This window comes from Flavobacterium sp. NLM (assembly GCF_002210235.1).
GTDB lineage: Bacteria > Bacteroidota > Bacteroidia > Flavobacteriales > Flavobacteriaceae > Flavobacterium > Flavobacterium panici.
In genome coordinates, this window is sequence record NZ_LIAC01000005.1 from 175,995 (window position 1) to 195,946 (window position 19,952).

Genomic DNA, 19,952 nt, shown 5'->3' on the forward strand with positions numbered 1-19,952 from the left:
GTTCATCCATCGGGTTGAAACCCGACGCTACAATATAAATCGTTCCTTCGGAACTTTTTTATTATTTTTTATTCTTCAATGAATCGGTTATTTCGTTCATCCTTTTTACCTTTTCTTCAAAATTACCTTTTAAGGTTTTTCTGTATTCGTTTAGGTTTTCAACCATTTGATTTATATCTTCCGGAATTACTTCTTCAAAAAATTCCCGAAGCCTTTTGGCCGTTGTTGGTGATTTTCCATTGGTTGAAATAGCAATTTTTACATTTCCTTTTGTTACTATTCCGCCTAAATAATAATCACATAAATCGGGCGTATCAGCAATATTGCAAATCAAATAACGTTTTCTCGATAATTCGTAAACCTTTTTATTCACTTTCAAATCGTCTGTACAGGCAATTACCATGTGACGTTTTTTGAGCATCTTCTTTTTGAACTTCGATTTGGTCAACGTAATCGAAGGATGGTTTTCTGCTAAAACTTTGATTTCTAAATGAAATTCTTTTGCTACAACCTCAACATTTGCATTCGGACTTGACTTTAGCAAGAAAGAAAGCTTTTCCAGACCTACATTTCCACCACCTACAATCAATACATTTAAATTGTGAAGCTTGAGAAATATTGGATATAATTCGTTTTGTTCCATTTTAATTTATTTTCATCTAATCAAAATTAGATGATTTACCAATCAGATGTTCCTAACGGAACATTTTTATTGGGAACATTTATTTTTTCTACCGACCAAATGTTCCTAACGGAACATTCTCTTTGGCAAAATTGGGTTAAAATTCAACGTTATTGCCATACGTCCATCGGGTTTAAACCCGACGCTGCAATATGAATCGTTCCTTCGGAACTTTATCTTGCGATTTCTTTTGATAGAAATTCTTCGTAAAATCCTTTTAGTTTGTTGCTTTCTCTCACAACTTCTCCAAGAACAATAATCGCTGGTGAACCTAGTTCTTTTTCTTTTACAACTTCTAAAATCGAATCTACAGTTCCTACGCCTACTTTTTCATCTGTTGTTGTTCCGTTTTGAATGATCGCAACAGGTAAACCTCCTTTATCTTCTTTCTGGAATAACTCGATGATTTGAGGCAATTTGTGCATTCCCATTAAAATTACAACCGTTGCAGAAGATTGCGCTGCTAAAGCTACATCTGAAGATAATTTTCTATCCGATGTTGTTCCAGTAATCGCCCAAAAGCTTTCTGAAACTCCTCTTTTAGTTATTGAAATTCCCTGACTTGCAGGAACGGCAACTACAGATGAAATTCCAGGAACTATGATCGTTTCAATTCCGAAACTTTCTGCAAATTCCACTTCTTCGCCTCCTCTTCCAAAAATAAATGGATCTCCTCCTTTTAATCGGACTACGTTTCCGTATGTCAAAGCATTATCTACAATCAACTGATTGATTTGATCTTGCGTGTAAGCATGATTTCCAATTCTTTTTCCAACAAAAATTCTAATTGCACTTTTTGGCGCGTAATCCAGAATTTCTTCGTTGGCCAAAGCGTCGTATAAAACCACATTTGCTTCAGCCAATGCTTTTACAGCTTTCAGCGTAAGTAAATCAGGATCGCCCGGACCTGCACCGACTAAAGTTATTTTGGGTTTTATATTAAGCATTTTCTAATTCCTGAGCTCTGAAAGTTTCGATTTTATCAAAGAAAACTACTGCCTGAGCGATATAATCTTTAGCGAAAGTTTCTGATGGTTCATTTTTATTGATTTGGTAAACCAAGTCTTTAAAAGTTGAGTTTAATTCGATTTTATTATTTTCGATGAAAACGGTATCAAACAAATCAACAATTCCTGCGTGATGGTTTGTTTTTTGGTTTTCTGCCAATAACAAAGCTTTTGCTCCGTTTACAAATCCTGCGTAAGCATGATAAATAGCATCTGACCATTTTTGGTTGTCGAAAGATTCCTGAGCCAGGATTAATTTCTCTTTAGCTTCAAACAATAATGTCGCTACTAAATCGATCACCACTCCGGCACATTCTCCAACTCCAACTGCTTTTACGTAATTGTCTGCATTACCCCAATCCACAAAATCAGCTTCTGTTAAATTGGTTACATCTGCATAAGGTTTTAAGATTTCATAGAAATATTTTTCTCCTTTTGTATCATAATAATCCAGGAATTTTTGTCCGCTTCCGTTAGCATCAAAATCATTTAAGATGGTACGCAATGCATCCGGGCCTCTGCGACTAGGCACTTTGATTACTTTATCAGCAAAACGTCCCGCGCCATTTCCTAATCTTCCTCCGCCAAGTAAAACCTGTAAAGCCGGAGCAACCAGTTTACCTGAGTTGATAGACATTCCCTGAAATCCAATTGCAGACATATTATGTTGTCCGCAGGCGTTCATACAGCCTGAAATTTTAATTTCGATTTCGCGGTTGTTTAAATATTGAGGATATTCTGCCGTTAAAACTCTTTCTAATTCTTCTGCAATACCGGTACTACTTGCAATCCCCAAATTACAAGTATCAGTACCCGGACATGCCGTAATATCTCCTGTAGAATTATATCCTAATTGAACAAAATCCAGTTTGGCTAATTCCTGATAAAAGAAAGGTAAATTCTCTTCCTTTATATGACGTATTACAATATTTTGACGCAATGAAAAACGCAATTCATTTGCTCCATAGTTTTTAATTAAAGCAGCTAATAGTCGTGCTTTATCAGTATAAAAATCTCCTAATAAAACTTTAATTCCAATTGCATAATAACCGTCTTGTTTCTGCTTGATTACATTCGAATTTTTCCAAGCTTCATATGCTTTAGTATCTTCGATTGTAACTTGCGGAACTTCTAATAATGGCTCTGGAATTGGACCATCAAAAGCTGTTGTATCAATTTCGTATGTTTCAAAAGCGATTGCTTTTTTCTCTTGTTCAACCAAATCAAGGAAAACATCTCTTCCCATTTCTTTAATTAAGAATTTCATACGTGCTTTCATTCTTTTTGCACGCTCACCATATCTGTCGAAAATACGGATGATTCCTTCAGCTGTTGGAATGATTTCATTAACCGGAACGAATTCTGAAAGTAATTCGGCATGTGCTGGCTGAGATCCTAAACCTCCTCCAAACATGATTTTGAAACCTTTTTGTCCGTCTTTAATTTTCGGAATAAATCCTAAATCATGCAAATAACTCAAAGCAGTATCTTCGTCTGAAGAAGAGAACGAAATTTTGAATTTACGTCCCATTTCCTGACAAATTGGGTTTCTTAACAAATATTGAAAAAGTCCGTGTGCATAAGGCGAAACATCAAATGGTTCGTTTACGTCTACACCTGCTAATTCACTTCCTGTAATATTTCTTACCGTGTTTCCACAAGCTTCACGAAGTGTGATATCGTCTTTAGCCAAATCTGCCCAAAGCTCTGGTGTTCGGTCTAAACTCACATAGTGAATCTGGATATCTTGGCGCGTTGTAATGTGCAAACGTCCTGTAGAATATTCATCAGAAACTTGTGTAATACGCACTAATTGCTCGCTGGTAACTTTACCATAAGGCAATTTGATACGAATCATTTGAACGCCTTCTTGGCGCTGACCGTAGATTCCACGCGCTAAACGAAGACTACGAAAACGCTCATCATCAATTTTTCCTCCACGGAATAAATGAATCTTTTTTTCTAATTCGATAATCTCTCTCTGAACTACCGGATTTTCTATTTCTGTTCTAAAACTTTCCATTTCTTTTTGATGCTTTAGGCTTTAAGCTTTAGGCTATAAGCTTCTTAAACTTTGTGTTTTCTTGCTTTGGCTTTAAACAATAAGCCGTAAGCTATTGCATGCCTTTTTATACGTTTTTTGCTAAAAGCTTACAGCCTAAAGCTTATTGCTTACAGCAGTGAAACTAGCGAATAAATCCTACTCCTGCTGTTGTGTTTGTTGCTGTATCAATTAAGATAAAAGCTCCGTTTGATTTGTTTTCGTTGTATGAATCAAAATATAACGGCTTACTTAATTTGATCGTTACTTCTCCAATTTCGTTAATCGCTAATTGTGAAGCTTCTGTTGTTCCTGAGTAATCTGTTGCAATTGTATTTTTAATGCTTTCAACTTTTGCCAAAACTCTGTTTGTATTGTGTTGTACCAAATATTTAGTTCCCGGAACCAGTTTTTTACTGTCCATCCAGCAAACTGTTGTGGTAATGTCTTTTTCAATTTTTGGAAGTTCTGATGATTTTACAATCATATCGCCTCTCGTTACATTGATATCATTTTCTAATTCGATTGTGATCGAAGAACCTGCAACGGCTTCATCAAATGTTTTATCGAAAAAGTGAATTTTAGATACTTTAGATTCTGTTAAAGAAGGAAGAACTGTTACAGCATCTCCAACTTTGATTGAATTTCCGTATAATTTTCCTGCGTAACCTCTAAAATCGTGGTATTCTTCTGTTTTTGGACGAATAACCGTCTGAACTGGGAAACGTGCTTTTCCTGCTTCAAAAACATGATGAGCATGCAATCCTTCTAAATGTTCTAAAACAGTTTGACCGTCGTACCAAGGCATGTTTTCAGATTTATCAACCACGTTTCCTCCATTGATTGCACTTAACGGAATGTAACTTACGTTTTGTTCCTTGAAAGTACTTTTTGCATTTAATGCCTGAAAATCGGCTTTGATTTTATTGAAAACTTCTTCAGAATAATCAACTAAATCCATTTTGTTAATCGCAACAATTACTTCTTTTACCCTCAATAAATTATTGATGAAAAAGTGACGGTAAGTCTGCTCAATTACTCCTTTTCTGGCATCAATTAAAATGATAGAAACCTGAGAAGTTGAAGCTCCTGTAACCATGTTTCTGGTATATTCTACGTGACCCGGAGTATCGGCAATAATGTAACTTTTCTTTGCAGTCGAAAAATAAATATGCGCAACATCAATCGTGATTCCTTGCTCTCTTTCTGCCACTAAACCATCAGTTGCCAAAGAAAAATCAAGATAATCATAACCTTTTTGTTTACTGCTTTTTTCGATTGCTTCTATCTTATCAGTCGTCAATGATTTTGTATCATACAATAATCTCCCGATCAAAGTACTTTTTCCGTCATCTACACTTCCTGCTGTTGCTATTTTTAAAACTTCCATTCTTGTATATTGTTTCATGTTTAATTTTTTGTTTCAAGTTTCAGGTTTCAAGTTGTTGAAAAACTTTATCTAAAAATTAAATCTGTATGTTTTTGTTTTCTTGATTTTTACTTTTAAAATTTCGTTCTGAATTGCATTAACAATTAACAATTAACAATTATTAAAAGTATCCTTGTTGTTTTCTCTTTTCCATGGCAGCTTCAGAACGTTTGTCATCAATTCTGGCTCCTCTTTCAGAAATCGTTGATTCTCTGATTTCGCCTACAACTTCTTCGATTGTTGCTGCGTAAGATTCAACTGCTGCTGTACAACTCATATCTCCAACGGTTCTGAAGCGAACAATTCTTTCTTCGATTTGTTCGTCTTCTTCTTGGTACACAAAAGGAGAATGCGACCAGATTAAACCGTCTCTCAAAAAAACTTTTCTTTTATGTGAAAAATAGATCGATGGAATTTCGATGTGTTCTTTTTCGATATAACTCCAAACATCTAATTCTGTCCAGTTTGAAATTGGGAAAACACGAACGTTTTGTCCATTTTCAATCTTTCCATTCAAAATATCAAACAATTCAGGTCTTTGATTTTTTTCGTCCCATTGTCCGAAGTCATCACGAACAGAGAAAATGCGTTCTTTAGCCCTTGCTTTTTCTTCGTCACGACGTGCACCGCCAATACAAGCATCAAACTTAAATTCTTCAATTGCATCTAAAAGTGTTGTCGTTTGCAGGCTGTTTCTACTAGAATATTTTCCAGTTTCTTCAACCACTTTTCCTTCATCAATAGCATCCTGAACATTACGAACGATCAACTCTAAACCTAATTCTTCTACCAATTTATCTCTGAAAGCGATTGTTTCAGGGAAATTGTGTCCCGTATCAACGTGCAATAGAGGAAACGGAATCTTAGCAGGGAAAAATGCTTTTTGCGCTAAACGCACTAATGTAATAGAATCTTTTCCTCCTGAGAAAAGTAAAACCGGTTTGTCAAACTGTGAAATTACTTCTCTGAAAATGTATATCGCTTCACTCTCTAAAGCGTTTGTTTTTAATACTGAACTCATTGTTTTTTGTTTGATATTTTTTAGTTTCAAGTTTCAGGTTTTAAGTTGTGAGTTACTCTAAAACTTTACACTATTTATTCTGTTTTCTATTCTCTCTTCCATTCATCCATCAGGTTGAAACCCGATGCCGCAATATAAATCTTCATTCTCCCCGGATTAAAATCCGGCGCTACAATATGAATCGTTCCTTCGGAACTTTAAATCTATATCTTTATTCTATTCTCTATTTTCTTGCCTCTTGCTTCTTTATTCTTTTTTAGCGCTATGCAAACCACACTCTTTATGGCTTGATTCCCACCACCATCTTCCGGCTCTGATATCTTCGCCCGGAAAAATTGCTCTTGTACACGGCGCGCAGCCAATACTTACGAAACCTTGTTTATGTAAAGCATTTTGAGGAACATTGTTTTCTGATAAATACGTTTCAACTTCTTCTAAAGTCCATTTTAATAACGGATTGAATTTGATGATTTCGAAGTTTCCATCATATTCAAACAGATTTAAATCGTGTCTGTTTTCTGATTGTTCGGCTCTTAAACCTGTAATCCAAACTGAATTTCCTGCCAAGGCTTTTCTTAACGGAACTACTTTTCGAATAAAACAGCATTCTTTTCTGTTTTCAACTGAATCGTAAAAGCTGTTTGGTCCTTTTTCTTTTAGAAGATTTTCTACCGCTGTTGCTTCTGGAAAAAAAACTTCAATAGGTCTTTTATACTTTTTTAATGTTTTGTGAAAAACATCGTAAGTTTCCTGAAATAATCTTCCGGTGTCTAAAGTAAAAACGGTAATATCAGTATTACTCTTCGCAATAAAATCTGTAATTACCTGATCTTCCTGTCCAAAAGAAGTGGAAAAAATTACTTTCCCCGGAAATTTTTCTGCTAAAAAAACTAAGGTTTGATCCAGCGAAAAATCTTTTGTTTTCTCTAATAATTCTTGTACAATAATCGCACTCATAATCTCTTTCTCCGTATCTAAAGAATTATAATAATTTAGATAATGTTTTTAAACTCAATAATATAATTAGAATCCCAACGGCAACCATCATTGGTTTTCTTTTGATTTTGTTTACCAAATATGCTGCTAATGGTGCTGAAATAACGCCTCCTAAAATTAATCCTATGATTACCTGCCAGCCATGAATTCCTCCAAAAAGCATAAAAGTAATACCACTTGCAAATGAAATCGCAAACTCCGCTGCATTTACTGAACCAATTGTATATCTTGGATTTCTTCCTCTTCCTAATAATGTTGAAGTTACGATTGGTCCCCAGCCTCCGCCGCCAACCGAATCCATAAAACCTCCAAAAACAGCTAAAGCGCCTAATCTTTTCGTTTTCTTCTTTACAATTGTTTTTTTCAATGCTTTTCTGATAATGACAATAGCCAAGATAATCATGTAAACTGCAATAAATGGCTTGATAATATCTCCATTAATTACATCAGATAACAAATAAGCTCCTGTAATTGAACCTAAAACACCTGGAATCAATAAATGTTTGGTCAATTTTTTATTGATGTTTCCGAATCTATGATGTGAAAGTGCCGACGCTCCTGTTGTAAACATTTCAGATACGTGAACTGCGGTACTGCTTACAACCGGAGGGACTCCATAAGCTAATAAAAATGACGTTGAAGTCGCTCCGTAACCCATTCCTAAAGTTCCGTCTACTAATTGAGCAAAAACTCCAATGGCGAAAAACACCAAAAATTCTTCATTAAATCCCTCTACAAATCCATTCCACGAAAATTCAGTGTAATGATTGTATATTAATACAGTTAATAAACTTACTAGTAAAACAACAGGAATTCCAATCCATAGCTTTTCTTTAAAAGAATCGGCGGTATTTATTTTCAGTTCTCTTTCCATATTAAAATGATTCGATTTGTTTTCAAAACCTATTACCCTATCGGGTTAATAGATTACTTTGCAAAAATACTATTTATTTCTAAAAATCAAAACAAATATTCTCGTTTTTTTAAACCTTTAACTTCCTCTGCATCACGTTGAAACAAATAATTGAATTAATTTCACAAATAATGCGCTATAACACCATATTTAAACAATATATTCCTCTGAAACATTTGATTATATAAATATATCTTAATCTCTACAATTTCCATAGGATAATTATAAAAATGTCGTTATTTTAGCGACAAATTTTTTGTATGGATTTTCAAATAGGTCTTGTAATTGCAGGTTTAGTAGTAGGTTTTATTGTAGGATTGACCGGCGTTGGAGGCGGTTCTTTAATGACTCCAATTTTATTATTTTTTAATATTCCGCCAACAACCGCAGTGGGAACAGATTTGCTTTATGCCGCTTTTACTAAAGCCGGTGGTGTATTTGTACACAATAAAAAGGGAAATATAAACTGGAAAATTACCGGCTGGCTCACATTAGGAAGTGTTCCTGCTGCCTTAGTGACTTTATGGATATTAAATAGTATTAAAACAGATATTGAAACTATTAATCGTGTAATTAAATACAGTTTAGGCTGGGCTTTATTGTTCACCTCAATTGCTATTATATTTAAAAACAGAATTTTAAAGTTTTCTCAAAAACATGCTGGAGATAAATTTCACAGCGAAAGTCATACTCAAAATATGCTTACTGTAGGAATTGGAGTTTTACTGGGAGCTACTGTAACCTTAACTTCAATTGGAGCCGGCGCTTTAGGAACGGTAACTTTGTTTTTCCTTTATCCGCTTTTGCCAACGCCTCGTTTGGTAGGAACTGAAATTGCCCACGCTGTTCCGTTGACTTTAGTTGCAGGAATTGGCCACGCTTCTATGGGAAATTTAGATTTAGCGCTATTAGGACAATTATTATTGGGATCTCTTCCCGGAATTTATATAGGAAGTAGTTTAAGCGGAAAAGTACCGGATTTATTCCTTAGAAATGCCATCGCCGTAATGCTTTTTCTTGCAGGATATAAACTAATCTTTTAAAATATTTTTTTCACCATATAAGTTATATAAGTTCATTTAATTTATCATCGTTTAAATGTAGACGCACTGCTGTGCGTCTCTATTAAAATGAACTTATATAACTTATATGGTTTAAATTTAAAAAGCAATATCTGCAAGCGAATTGCTTTCTAATATTTTAAGTGTATTATCTCTTACTTCTGTCATTAAACGTCGTGCTGCACAGGTCGATTCATCATCGCAGTCATCGCATTTTTCATAGAAATTATGACTTGCACACGGAAGCAGTGCAATTGGCCCTTCAAGAATTCGGTATACTTTGGCCATACTGATATCTTTTGGATCTTTTATTAAATAATATCCGCCGCCTTTACCTTTTTTTGCACCAAGAAACCCTGAATTTCTCAATAATAATAAAATACTTTCCAGAAATTTTATCGAAATATGTTCACTTTTTGCAATTTCAGCTATTTGTACAGGTTCGTTATTTTCTCGTCTGGCTAAATAGGTTAAAGCTTTAATTCCGTATTTTGTTTTCTTTGAAAGCATCTTTAAATTTTAGATTTCAGACTGTAAATTTTAGATTATTTTTAAAATTTACAAGCTTCATATTATTCTGCAACAAAAATAGGCTTTTTAAATGAGAAAAATAACAGATTGAGATTTATATTCTACTTATTCTATCAATTTAGTTCGGTGTTCCCTATCAAATTGAATTCGTGGAATAGTTTTACTTCTTTCTCCAAATCTTTTTTATTGACAACATAAGTATCAGTAATTGAATCATGCCAGCCTCTGCTTCCTAAAAAAGAAAAAACTTCAAAAGGAATTAGTCGGCATAATGATCTCTTAAAAATCGTTCCGAAAGAAGGTTTTTCGCCATTTTCATCTACTACAACAGTTCCAGTTACAAATTTCCCAAGTGATCTTCCAAAAAGACCTTCTGATAATGAATAATAAAAAACAGAAATAACAATAAAAACTAACTGTCCTTCAAAATCACTCAAATTACCAAGCCAGTACAATAGATCATTCCAGCCCAAAAAATTTCCTAAAAAAGCAATCATTAAAGAAATAACAAAAATTAAAGCAAGGATTACAACTATATCTAAAATATAGTTTACAAATCGGCTTCCGCCGGATGCCAATAATTTTTCATCAAGAATGTAAGTAGAGTTACTCATGGTTTGGTTGTTTATTAAATTGATTATTATAGATTTAAATTATAACGAAAACAAAAATATATTTTTTACCCAAATAACCATCAAAAAAGAATGACGATTTTTAACAGTAATAAATTTACAGTCAAAAATCGTCATTATATACAGTTTAGGAAATCTATCCCGATAGCTATCGGGACTAAATCAGAAATCTAAAATTATTTAATCCAGCGCTTGCTTTAAATCAGCAATTACATCTGCTACTGTTTCTAAACCTACAGAAACACGAACCAGACCTTGTGTGATTCCAACAGCTAATTGATCTTCTTCAGATAATTTGCTGTGTGTTGTTGATGCAGGATGTGTTACAATCGTTTTTACATCACCAATATTTGCCGAAAGAGAGCATAATTTAATCTTGTCCAAAAATTTTCTTCCTGCTTCAAGACCGCCTTTAATTTCAATCGCAATAATATTACCACCTAAAAGCATTTGTTTTTTTGCAATTTCATATTTTGGATGTGATTTCAAAAATGGATATTTCACACTGTTTACGTTTGGATGGCTTTCTAAAAATTCAGCCACTTTTAAAGCATTTTCACAATGCTTATCTACACGAACAGCCAATGTCTCTAAACTTTTTGACAAAACCCATGCATTAAATGGCGACATTGCCGGTCCTGTATTTCTTGAAAACAAATATATTTTACGAATTAATTCAGCATCTCCAACAGCAATTCCACCCAAAACACGTCCTTGTCCATCAATTAATTTTGTTGCTGAATGAACCACGATATGAGCACCATATTTAATTGGCTGCTGAATGTATGGCGTTGCAAAACAGTTGTCAATTATTAAAATCAAATTATGCTTTTTCGCAATTTGACCTAACAATTCTAAATCAATTACATCTACACCAGGATTTGTTGGTGTTTCAGCGTATAGAATTTTAGTATTTGGTTTGATGAAACTTTCAATAGTTTCCGGTTTATTGATATCGAAATATGAAGTTTCAATTTTCCATTTTGGAAAATACGTCATGAACAATGCATGAGTTGATCCAAAAACGCTTCCTGCAGAAACAATATGATCTCCAGAATCTAACAATGCGGCAAACGTAGAGTATATTGCAGCCATTCCGGTAGCAAAAGCATAACCAGCTTCGGCACCTTCCATTGCACAAACTTTGTCTACAAATTCTGTTGTATTTGGATTGCTGAAACGGGAGTAAATATTGCGGACTTTTTCTTCTGTAAAAGAAGCTCTCATATCCTCTGCATCTTCAAATATAAAACTTGATGATAAATACAAAGGAGTTGAATGTTCCTGAAATTGTGTTTTTTCTAAATGTGTACGTATGGCTTTAGTTTCAAAACCAAATTCTTGTTCGTTCATTGTGTTGTTTGTTTAAAAGAGTTATTTCGCAGAGTTTCACAAAGTGATCACAGAGTTTCGAGAAATAATCTTTCATTATTTAATAGTTAGTCCAAAGAATTATCTAATTCTCTAATGGACTAATTTTCTAATTATTTTAATTCTTCGTTGTTTAAAACAACTTTGTAATTGATTGTTGCTGTTGGCTCTACAGTTTTGGCAACTGAGCAGTATTTCTCAAAAGAAAGCTGTGCAGCACGCTGTGCTTTTTCTGGATTGATATCGCCTTCTAAATAAAAAACCACATCGATTTCTTTAAAAGGTTTAGCTTCATCAATCTGTACGCGTGTTCCATCAACCTCAGCGTTAAAAGAAGTGATTTCCTGACGCTGCTTTTTCAAAATCGAAATCATATCAATTGCACTGCATCCGGCAACGCCCATTAATACCAACTCCATCGGACTTGCGCCTAAATCGCTTCCTCCAAATTCAGCTCTGCTGTCAACATCAACTACATGTCCGCGTTCATTTTTAAGTTTAAAATGAAAAGCGTCATTTACTCTGTTCAAAGTTACTTTCATGTTATTTTTCTTTTTTTAATTCAATTTTCCGCAATCTTGTCATTTCGAGGAACGAGAAATCGCACCAGATTGTTGACAAAGATTGTGGCATTTTGTTGTCGAGTTTCGTGTGCGATTTCTCGTTCCTCGAAATGACAAACTAAACTCAATTCGAACAAATCTTAAATCTAAACTCTAAAATCTGCAATCTAAAATTCAAATTACCCTTTATCAGATAATCTCAAAATATCTCCAAAAACTCCTCTTGCTGTTACCGCAGAGCCTGCACCAGCTCCCTGAATAACAATTGGACGATCTCCGTAAGATTCTGTGTAAATTTCAAAGAAAGAATCAGAACCTTTTAATCCGCCAAGAGCAGTATCTGAAGGAACAGAAACTAATTTTACTTCTAGATTTCCTTTATCATTTTGTAAATCACCAGACAATTCACCAATGTATCTTAATACATGATTTGGTTTTTGGTCGGCTTTTATTTTCTCGTAAATTGGGTCGAATTCTTTTAATTTCGTTAAGAAATCAGCAACATTTCCTTCGCGTAAATGTTCCGGAATTAGGTTTTGAATGGAGATTTCTTCAAACTCATTTTGCAAATCTAATTCTCTTGCCAAAATCAATAATTTTCTTCCCACATCATTTCCGCATAAATCCTCACGCGGATCTGGTTCTGTATATCCGTTATCAATTGCTTCTTTCAGAATTTCGCTAAACGGAACATCTTTTGCAGAGAAATTATTAAATAAATAACTCAACGTTCCTGAGAAAACTCCTTTAATTTTTGTGATGTTTTCACCAGAAAGATGCAGTAATTTAATTGTATCAATTAATGGTAATCCTGCTCCAACATTGGTTTCATATAAATAATTCTTTTGGTTTTCTGCCAAAGCTTTTCTTAGTTCTTTATAAAAACCATACGTTAAAGTATTCGCCACTTTATTTGAAGAAATTAAGTCGAAACTGCTTTCTACAAGCGGAACATAATTTTCTACGAATGATGCACTTGCCGTATTATCAATTGCAATTAAGTTCTCTAAATGATACTCATTTGCATAAGCGATAATATCTTTGATTGTATACGGTTCGCCTTTAGTTTCAATGTCGTTTTTCCAGCTTGAAGTTACACCATTTTTATTTAAAAGAAGCTTTTTAGAATTCGCAATTGCAAAAACATTCAGCTTAATATCTTTACGTTTTTCAATTGAAGAAGCCGATTCTAAAATTTGATTAATCAAAGTTCCGCCTACTAATCCGTGACCGAAAATAGCAATATTGATTTTTTTAGAAACTCCAAAAATCTCTCCGTGAATTACGTTTAAGGCTTTGTTTAGTTCTTCTTTCTTCACAACCAAACTCACGTTTTTACCTGTAACGGTGTTGTTGAATAAAATTGGAACTATTTTATTTTTGATTAATGCGGTATATGGTTTGTGGAACGTACTTAAATCCTGCCCGATAATCGAAATTACCGAAACATTATCTGTTACTGTAATCTGGTTTACATCTTTAGAATAAAAGTCGTTTTCGAACTCTTTTTCTAATTCCACCATTGCAAGCGTTGCTTTTTCTTTTGCCACAACCAATCCAATTCCTCTTTCTGAAGAACCTTGTGAAATGATGCTTACACTGATATTGTGATCGCCCATTACTTTAAAAATACGGGCATCAACGCCAGATTTTCCTAGTAATCCGCGTCCTTCAAGGTTTACAAGTGAAACGTTTTCTAAAACAGAAAGTGTTTTAATTCCTTCCTTTTGAGAATTTGAAGTGATTAATGTTCCGTGATTTTCGTGATTGAATGTATTTAAAATACGAAGCGGAATATTTTTTTCTAATAATGGAATTATCGTTTTTGCATGCAGAATTGTTGCGCCAAAATTTGCCAACTCATTTGCTTCATTAAACGACAAATATTCGATTTTTTTAGCATCAGCAACTAAATCCGGGTTTGCTGTGTAGATTCCATCAACATGCGTAAAGTTCTGAAGCTCTTCGGCATCCAAATAATTCGCGATTAACGAAGCCGTATAATTACTTCCGTTTCTTCCTAAAGTTGTAGTGTCGTTGTTGTTGTTTGAACCAATGAAACCTGTAACAATATTTACTGTTTCACCGTTATGAAGTTTAAAATAATTGATAACGTTTTTCTTTGAAAGTTGTTCCAAAGGCTGAGCGTCACCAAATTTAGAATCTGTTTTCAACAATTCTCTTGTATCAACAAAATTAGCAGGAATTCCTTTTTCAACTAAAATTGAAGTTAATAATTTAGCCGAAAGCAATTCGCCTTTAGACAAAATCTGATCTTTGATTTTGTTGCTGTAATCGCCAATTAAGCTTACTCCTTCGAATAATTTATCTAAAATATTAAATTCTTCAGATAAATCAACTTTCGGATAATCTGAAGTTTGGTATGCTTTAAAGCTTTCTAAAAGTGGTTTGTAGTTTCCGTTTTTAGCAGCAATTCTTAAAATATCTTCTAATTCATCTGTTGCGTTTCCGCGCGCAGAAACGACCACGGCAATTTTTTCTCCTTGATTTACTTTATCCGTAATGATTGAAACTACTTTATTAAGTCCTTCTCCGTTTGATAATGATTTACCACCAAATTTTAATATTTTCATTTTATTTTGCTATTGTTTCTGCCTTAAAAATATCGGCAAGTAAATGATCTAATTGTTTGTACTCGATTAAAAAAGCGTCATGTCCGTGAACCGAATCAATTTCGCTGTAAAAAACATTGTTTTTAAATTTCTTTAATTCATTGTAAGTTTCCAGATTTTCTTTTGGTGTAAAAAACAAATCTGAATTGATGGCTACGATATGAATCGCAGCGTTAGATTTGGATATTAGCGTTTCGAAATCCTCGCTATTTCGGGTAATATCTATGGTTTTAAGCAGCTGGTTCATCAATTTATATGATGCTAATTGATAGCGCTGCTGTAGTTTTTTTCCGTGATGCGCCAGCCAGCTCTCGATATTAAAAATCAAAAGATCCTGATTGATGGTTCGTTGGAATTTTTCTTTGAATGATTCAGGAGATCGGTAACACAACATCGCATGAATTCTGGCATCTTCAATTGGTTTTGAAGAATTGTTCAGAATTTGTTCTTGCAGAAAGCAGTTTGCAATCATCCAGTCGGTCGATTTCCAGTCAGTTGCAATTGGGATTAAATGTTCTGTAATGTTGGGTTCCAAAGCCAGGATTTCCCAGGCAATTCCACCGCCAACAGAACCGCCAATTATGGCAAATACCTGCTCAATATTTAAAGCTTTTAATCCTTTGATAAAGATTCTGGCAATATCTCTGGTTGTAAAATCCTGATAGTTTTCGATTATAAACGAATCGTTTCCGTTTCCGGGAACATTAAACGCCAAAACAGTATATTGATTGGTATCGATAGTTTTTGCTTCGCCTATTAAATCATTCCACCAGCCGTTTTCTCCGGTAACGTGAGCGTTTCCGGTTAAGGCGTGATTTACCAAAACAATTGGGGCAGTATACAGCGGTTTGCCGGAAAGTGTAAAACTTAACGGTAACGACGGATACAGCGCACCACTTTCGGTGATGAAATCTTGAATTATAATGGGACTTGGTATATTTTCCAATTTCAAATCTATTTATTATTGATTTGTATGTGGAAATATTAGAAAGAAAGTCTAGAGTTGAAACTAGAAAAATTCTTGTTGTTATCTTTCCACGTTTGGGCGTGGTAGAATGCAGCACCTTCTTCGAATTAACGAAGGGTTGCTAAGGATTCATCGGGTCTAATCCCTCCTCCTTTCTTTATAACATTTCAATACGTTTTTGAACTTAACGGTGCAAATTAACTACTAATTTCTTAAACTAACAAATTTTAATGAAACTGATTGCTCAATTTCTTAAACATAATTCAATCAGAAACTTTTGTACGCACAAAATTACCGAACATTATGCCCAGTAAAGTCATGCAGGTTTTAACCTATTTTATGGCTGCTTTTCAAGTTAGATGAAAAGGGTTTCATTTTCTTTTGAGTACATCAAAAACAATAATGAATTTGGTACTTTTTTCTCCGCTTTTTTATCTGTTTCAGTTACACCGAAACTTGGGTGGATTAATTCGTTAACAGGCGGCGGATTGTTTCTTTCAGCTTTTGCACTTCTGTACCCTGTAAGTTTTTTTCTTAAGTAAGTTATTGCGCTCATATTATTAAGTTTAAGTTAGTTATTTTTTAATCTTTATATTTCCTTTAATTCTTTGTTATGTCTGCCAAATGGAATAAAAAAACCCTTTTGGATTTTAATACCAAAAGGGTTTAAGTTTTTATAGAACTTATATATACTTTTAGTATCAACAGACGCGTACACAAATACGTGCGACATTAAACATCATGTTCATCTGTAGGGACTTATTCATTTGCGATTTGACAGTTATTTTAAAAAAATCTTGCATTTACTTTTTTCTTTTAAAAGCTTTTTTTAGATGTGATTAGGATCTCAAAAGCTATATTTATTTTAACAATTAATCAGCTGTTTTTAACAGTTCTTACTTGTCTTACAAATGTGCGAATATTTTTTCAATATTCCAAGTTATAAAACCCTATTTTTTCTTAAAAAACGTTAAAAAACAGCTTTTTATCGTTAAAAAACATCCTACAAAATTACAATTTGAATCAAAAGAAGTATAATCTTACAAAAAATAACTTACTTTTAGTTTCAATCTGTCAAAGAACTACTAATATTATAACCACTTATAGCCAGACTGCTTCCTTATTTTTAATCTTTTCAGCTACTTTTAAAATATCTGTAATTAAACCTCTTGAAATGGCCTGTTTGCACGGCGACGCACTTTGAAGTACAATGGGTGTACTGGCATAAGATTGGGTATAAATTTCAAAAATAGAATCGGAACCTTTTAATTGTCCTATTGCTGAAGTTACAGGTTCTGATACTAATTTTACTTCTAATGTATTTTTCTCGACATCAAATTCTCCTATATATCTTAAAACATGATTGTCTTTTTGGGTTATTTTGGCAATTTTAAACGATCGGTCAATGGCATCTTTATTAAGGATTCCGTTTTTCTCCAAATGTTCTTCTCCAATAAGCGGATTGATTTTAATATCAGAGAGTTCGAATTCTTTACCAATTTCACGAGTTAAAATCAACAATTTTCTGGCGGTGTCATTTCCGGATAAATCTTCTTTAAAAGTAGATCGCATTAATCCGAGAAGGCTTGCATCTTTTAAAACAGAGGAAAAAGTATTTTCTTCGGCAGAAAAACGATTAAAGACATAACTCAGATTATCTGAAAATACGCCTCTTATCTTTGTGATTTTTTCTCCGGAGAAATATAAATCCCTTAAAGTCTGCAAAACGGGAAAACCGGTATCGACTGAGGTTTCATATAAAAACTCTTTGTCGTACTTTTTAAGATTTTCTCTAAGTTGCTTATAAAGATCAATTGGGAGAGTATTTGCTTTTTTATTGACAGCAACAATATTAAATCCGTTTTCGATCAACGTATTATAATGACCAATAAGTTCATCACTTGCGGTTGCATCGACAGCGATTAGATTTTCGAATTCGTTTTCTTTTGCAAATTCGATAATATCCTGCACTCTAAAAGGAACGGCCAATTCTCTAAAATTGGTTTCCCACGCATATCCTACGCCTTCTTTCTCGAAAAAGGCAACGGTAGAATTGGTAATTATGGGAAAATGAAAATCGACGTTTTTACTTTGCAGAAAAAACTCCTGACTTTCGATAATCTGATTGATTAATGTACTTCCTATATTTCCAATCCCAAAAAGGATAATATTTATTTTAAGCTTTGACATAATTTTAATTTTTTAAAACATATCTGTAATTAGTAAACCATATAAGTAATATAAGTTCATTTAATTTATCAACGTTTATAATTTTAGACGTCACAATAATAGACGCACTGCTGTGCGTCTCTACAATGGTGCGTCTCTACTAAAATGAACTTATATTACTTATATGGTGAAACTTTTATCTTGATTTCTTTTTTCATAAAAAATCACCTCTAGCAGAACTCACGCTGCTAAAGGCAATTTTTCAAACAAAAAACAAAAAAACCTAATTTTTATTGATACTATACTGCGACTGGGTTACGTTTTCAAAAACCGATTGTAAGTCGGCAATTAAATCCTCTACATCTTCTATTCCAACAGAAAGTCGGACTAAATCTTTTGAAACTCCAGTAGCCAATTGCTCTTCTTCTGACAATTGCTGATGCGTAGTGCTCGCCGGGTGGATAATCAGCGATTTTGTATCACCAATATTAGCCAGAAGTGAGAACAATTTTGTTTCGTCTACCACTTTTTTAGCCGCATCAAAACCTCCTTTTAGTCCAAAAGTGATCACGCCGCTTTGTCCTTCAGGAAGATATTGTTTTGCTAAATCATAATATTTACTTGATTTCAAACCTGGGTAATTTACCCAAACTACCTCATCTTGTTTCTCTAACCATTCGGCCAGAACCAAAGCATTTTCGCTGTGTTTTTTAATTCGGATTGGTAAGGTTTCTAATCCCTGAATAATCTGGAAAGCATTAAATGGACTTAAAGCTGCTCCAAAATCACGCAGTCCTTCGATTCTTGCTTTTGCAATAAAGGCTGCATTTCCTAAAGCTTCGTGATATACTAATCCGTGATATCCTGCAGAAGGTTCTGTAAATTCAGGGAATTTTCCGTTAGACCAGTCAAAAGTTCCGGCGTCGATAATTGCGCCACCTAATGAAGTTCCGTTTCCGGCAATATATTTTGTTAAGGAGTGAATTACAATATCGGCACCATATTTAATTGGGTTTAATAAATAAGGTGTCGCAACTGTATTATCTACTATAAATGGCACTTTGAATGCTTTGGCTTCCGCCGAAATTCCTTTTAAATCTAATACATCCAGTTTTGGATTTCCCAGTGATTCTACAAAGAATGCTCTGGTATTTTCTTTTGCTGCTTTAGTGAAGTTTTCAGGGTTTGAAGGATCTACAAAAGTGGTTGTAATTCCTAAACGCGGTAATGTTACACTCAATAAATTGTACGTTCCGCCGTATAAACTGTTTGAAGCTACGATATGATCGCCTGTTCTAAGCAAAGTCAAAAAAGTCGTTGAAATTGCCGATGCTCCAGAGGCTGTAACTACAGCTCCAATTCCGCCTTCAAGAGCTGCCAGGCGCTGTTCCAAAACATCATTTGTTGGATTATTTAATCTGGTGTAGATAAATCCGGCTTCGGCAAGACCAAATAAATTAGCGGCATGATCTGCGCTATTAAATACGTATGATGATGTTTGGTAAATTGGCACTGCTCTTGTTCCTGAATTTTTAGTTACATCATGTCCTGCGTGTAATGCGTTTGTTGCAAATTTTTGTGTACTCATGATTTCTTAGTTTTTTAAATATTGTTAATACTATATATAAAGTGGTATTTGACTTTGAAATTGATTTTTAAAATTGAAATTGTGAATTGATTTATGCAAAAGGAAGTTCTCCTTCTAGTTCAAGATCATACATTTGAAACAGTAATGATTTTTGACTTTTTCTATCTTGTTCTGTTTTTATTCTGACAACTTCTTTTGTTATCTCTTCTGATCTATTGTTATTTGTTTGAGAATCGTTTCTCAATAAATACTCTATGGCGATTGAATTTAGTGTTTTCATGATTTTAAAATTTTAAGTGTGGAAATGAAAAAAGCCCTTTCGGATGGCGACCAAAAGGGCTTATAGTT

At 34.0% G+C, this 19,952-nt stretch carries 18 protein-coding genes and 1 riboswitch; of the genes, 1 reads left to right on the plus strand and 17 read right to left on the minus strand.

Annotation, left to right across the window (positions count from 1 at the left end; translation table 11 throughout):
* Window positions 1-61: 61 nt before the first annotated feature.
* The 7 genes from APR43_RS07855 to APR43_RS07885 all read right to left on the minus strand — a co-directional run bounded on the left by APR43_RS07855 (window position 62) and on the right by APR43_RS07885 (window position 8,050).
* The gene (locus APR43_RS07855) at window positions 62-643 is read right to left on the minus strand and encodes a bifunctional precorrin-2 dehydrogenase/sirohydrochlorin ferrochelatase (RefSeq protein ID WP_053470101.1); all 582 of its coding nucleotides are present in this window, start codon (window positions 641-643) and stop codon (window positions 62-64) included.
* Window positions 644-855: 212 nt separating this feature from the next.
* Complete coding sequence (cobA, locus tag APR43_RS07860) at window positions 856-1,629, minus strand: uroporphyrinogen-III C-methyltransferase (protein ID WP_053470100.1); 774 nt, start codon at window positions 1,627-1,629, stop codon at window positions 856-858.
* The gene (locus APR43_RS07865) at window positions 1,622-3,712 is read right to left on the minus strand and encodes a HEPN domain-containing protein (protein WP_053470099.1); all 2,091 of its coding nucleotides are present in this window, start codon (window positions 3,710-3,712) and stop codon (window positions 1,622-1,624) included. The genes cobA and APR43_RS07865 overlap by 8 nt, the downstream gene beginning before the upstream one ends.
* A gap of 163 nt (window positions 3,713-3,875) precedes the next feature.
* Window positions 3,876-5,120 (minus strand): sulfate adenylyltransferase subunit 1, encoded by a 1,245-nt coding sequence (locus APR43_RS07870; RefSeq protein ID WP_053470140.1) that lies wholly within the window; start codon window positions 5,118-5,120, stop codon window positions 3,876-3,878.
* Window positions 5,121-5,280: 160 nt separating this feature from the next.
* Window positions 5,281-6,180, minus strand: coding sequence for a sulfate adenylyltransferase subunit CysD (cysD, locus tag APR43_RS07875; RefSeq protein ID WP_035645595.1), 900 nt, complete (start codon window positions 6,178-6,180; stop codon window positions 5,281-5,283).
* A gap of 246 nt (window positions 6,181-6,426) precedes the next feature.
* Window positions 6,427-7,137: a phosphoadenylyl-sulfate reductase gene (locus APR43_RS07880; protein WP_053470098.1), complete on the minus strand. Its 711-nt coding sequence runs from the start codon at window positions 7,135-7,137 to the stop codon at window positions 6,427-6,429.
* A gap of 25 nt (window positions 7,138-7,162) precedes the next feature.
* A complete protein-coding gene (locus APR43_RS07885; RefSeq protein ID WP_053470097.1) occupies window positions 7,163-8,050 on the minus strand; it encodes a sulfite exporter TauE/SafE family protein in 888 nt (295 codons plus the stop codon).
* A gap of 299 nt (window positions 8,051-8,349) precedes the next feature.
* On the opposite strand from APR43_RS07885, the gene APR43_RS07890 reads away from it, so the two are divergent.
* Complete coding sequence (locus tag APR43_RS07890; protein ID WP_053470096.1) at window positions 8,350-9,132, plus strand: sulfite exporter TauE/SafE family protein; 783 nt, start codon at window positions 8,350-8,352, stop codon at window positions 9,130-9,132.
* A gap of 117 nt (window positions 9,133-9,249) precedes the next feature.
* Here the strand turns inward: APR43_RS07890 and APR43_RS07895 are convergent, their stop codons facing one another.
* From APR43_RS07895 to APR43_RS07940, 10 genes are all read right to left on the minus strand, one after another.
* Window positions 9,250-9,660: an RrF2 family transcriptional regulator gene (locus APR43_RS07895; RefSeq protein WP_012023576.1), complete on the minus strand. Its 411-nt coding sequence runs from the start codon at window positions 9,658-9,660 to the stop codon at window positions 9,250-9,252.
* Window positions 9,661-9,794: 134 nt separating this feature from the next.
* The gene (locus APR43_RS07900; RefSeq protein WP_053470095.1) at window positions 9,795-10,295 is read right to left on the minus strand and encodes an RDD family protein; all 501 of its coding nucleotides are present in this window, start codon (window positions 10,293-10,295) and stop codon (window positions 9,795-9,797) included.
* A gap of 198 nt (window positions 10,296-10,493) precedes the next feature.
* Window positions 10,494-11,666, minus strand: a complete 1,173-nt coding sequence (locus APR43_RS07905; protein WP_053470094.1) for a trans-sulfuration enzyme family protein — start codon at window positions 11,664-11,666, stop codon at window positions 10,494-10,496.
* A gap of 131 nt (window positions 11,667-11,797) precedes the next feature.
* Window positions 11,798-12,226, minus strand: a complete 429-nt coding sequence (locus APR43_RS07910; RefSeq protein WP_053470093.1) for an OsmC family protein — start codon at window positions 12,224-12,226, stop codon at window positions 11,798-11,800.
* Window positions 12,227-12,426: 200 nt separating this feature from the next.
* A complete protein-coding gene (gene thrA, locus APR43_RS07915) occupies window positions 12,427-14,841 on the minus strand; it encodes a bifunctional aspartate kinase/homoserine dehydrogenase I (RefSeq protein ID WP_053470092.1) in 2,415 nt (804 codons plus the stop codon).
* Between the two features lies 1 nt (window position 14,842).
* Complete coding sequence (locus tag APR43_RS07920) at window positions 14,843-15,826, minus strand: alpha/beta fold hydrolase (RefSeq protein WP_240514938.1); 984 nt, start codon at window positions 15,824-15,826, stop codon at window positions 14,843-14,845.
* 78 nt (window positions 15,827-15,904) lie between these two features.
* Window positions 15,905-16,013, minus strand: a riboswitch (SAM riboswitch).
* Window positions 16,014-16,202: 189 nt separating this feature from the next.
* On the minus strand, window positions 16,203-16,403 hold the full coding sequence (locus APR43_RS07925) for a hypothetical protein (RefSeq protein WP_053470090.1): 201 nt from the start codon (window positions 16,401-16,403) through the stop codon (window positions 16,203-16,205).
* Window positions 16,404-16,948: 545 nt separating this feature from the next.
* Window positions 16,949-18,037, minus strand: coding sequence for an aspartate kinase (locus APR43_RS07930; protein ID WP_053470089.1), 1,089 nt, complete (start codon window positions 18,035-18,037; stop codon window positions 16,949-16,951).
* A 262-nt stretch (window positions 18,038-18,299) separates the two neighbouring features.
* Window positions 18,300-19,604: an O-acetylhomoserine aminocarboxypropyltransferase/cysteine synthase family protein gene (locus APR43_RS07935; RefSeq protein WP_053470088.1), complete on the minus strand. Its 1,305-nt coding sequence runs from the start codon at window positions 19,602-19,604 to the stop codon at window positions 18,300-18,302.
* Window positions 19,605-19,695: 91 nt separating this feature from the next.
* Entirely contained in the window at window positions 19,696-19,884 is a 189-nt protein-coding gene (locus APR43_RS07940; protein WP_053470087.1) for a hypothetical protein, read from the minus strand.
* Between the last annotated feature and the right edge of the window lie 68 nt (window positions 19,885-19,952).

Coding starts and splice junctions, on each gene's coding strand:
- APR43_RS07855 (WP_053470101.1), bottom strand. CDS start 643: ATGGAACAAAACGAATTATATCCAATATTTCTCAAGCTTCACAATTTA.
- cobA (WP_053470100.1), bottom strand. CDS start 1,629: ATGCTTAATATAAAACCCAAAATAACTTTAGTCGGTGCAGGTCCGGGC.
- APR43_RS07865 (WP_053470099.1), bottom strand. CDS start 3,712: ATGGAAAGTTTTAGAACAGAAATAGAAAATCCGGTAGTTCAGAGAGAG.
- APR43_RS07870 (WP_053470140.1), bottom strand. CDS start 5,120: ATGGAAGTTTTAAAAATAGCAACAGCAGGAAGTGTAGATGACGGAAAA.
- cysD (WP_035645595.1), bottom strand. CDS start 6,180: ATGAGTTCAGTATTAAAAACAAACGCTTTAGAGAGTGAAGCGATATAC.
- APR43_RS07880 (WP_053470098.1), bottom strand. CDS start 7,137: ATGAGTGCGATTATTGTACAAGAATTATTAGAGAAAACAAAAGATTTT.
- APR43_RS07885 (WP_053470097.1), bottom strand. CDS start 8,050: ATGGAAAGAGAACTGAAAATAAATACCGCCGATTCTTTTAAAGAAAAG.
- APR43_RS07890 (WP_053470096.1), top strand. CDS start 8,350: ATGGATTTTCAAATAGGTCTTGTAATTGCAGGTTTAGTAGTAGGTTTT.
- APR43_RS07895 (WP_012023576.1), bottom strand. CDS start 9,660: ATGCTTTCAAAGAAAACAAAATACGGAATTAAAGCTTTAACCTATTTA.
- APR43_RS07900 (WP_053470095.1), bottom strand. CDS start 10,295: ATGAGTAACTCTACTTACATTCTTGATGAAAAATTATTGGCATCCGGC.
- APR43_RS07905 (WP_053470094.1), bottom strand. CDS start 11,666: ATGAACGAACAAGAATTTGGTTTTGAAACTAAAGCCATACGTACACAT.
- APR43_RS07910 (WP_053470093.1), bottom strand. CDS start 12,226: ATGAAAGTAACTTTGAACAGAGTAAATGACGCTTTTCATTTTAAACTT.
- thrA (WP_053470092.1), bottom strand. CDS start 14,841: ATGAAAATATTAAAATTTGGTGGTAAATCATTATCAAACGGAGAAGGA.
- APR43_RS07925 (WP_053470090.1), bottom strand. CDS start 16,403: ATGAGCGCAATAACTTACTTAAGAAAAAAACTTACAGGGTACAGAAGT.
- APR43_RS07930 (WP_053470089.1), bottom strand. CDS start 18,037: ATGTCAAAGCTTAAAATAAATATTATCCTTTTTGGGATTGGAAATATA.
- APR43_RS07935 (WP_053470088.1), bottom strand. CDS start 19,604: ATGAGTACACAAAAATTTGCAACAAACGCATTACACGCAGGACATGAT.
- APR43_RS07940 (WP_053470087.1), bottom strand. CDS start 19,884: ATGAAAACACTAAATTCAATCGCCATAGAGTATTTATTGAGAAACGAT.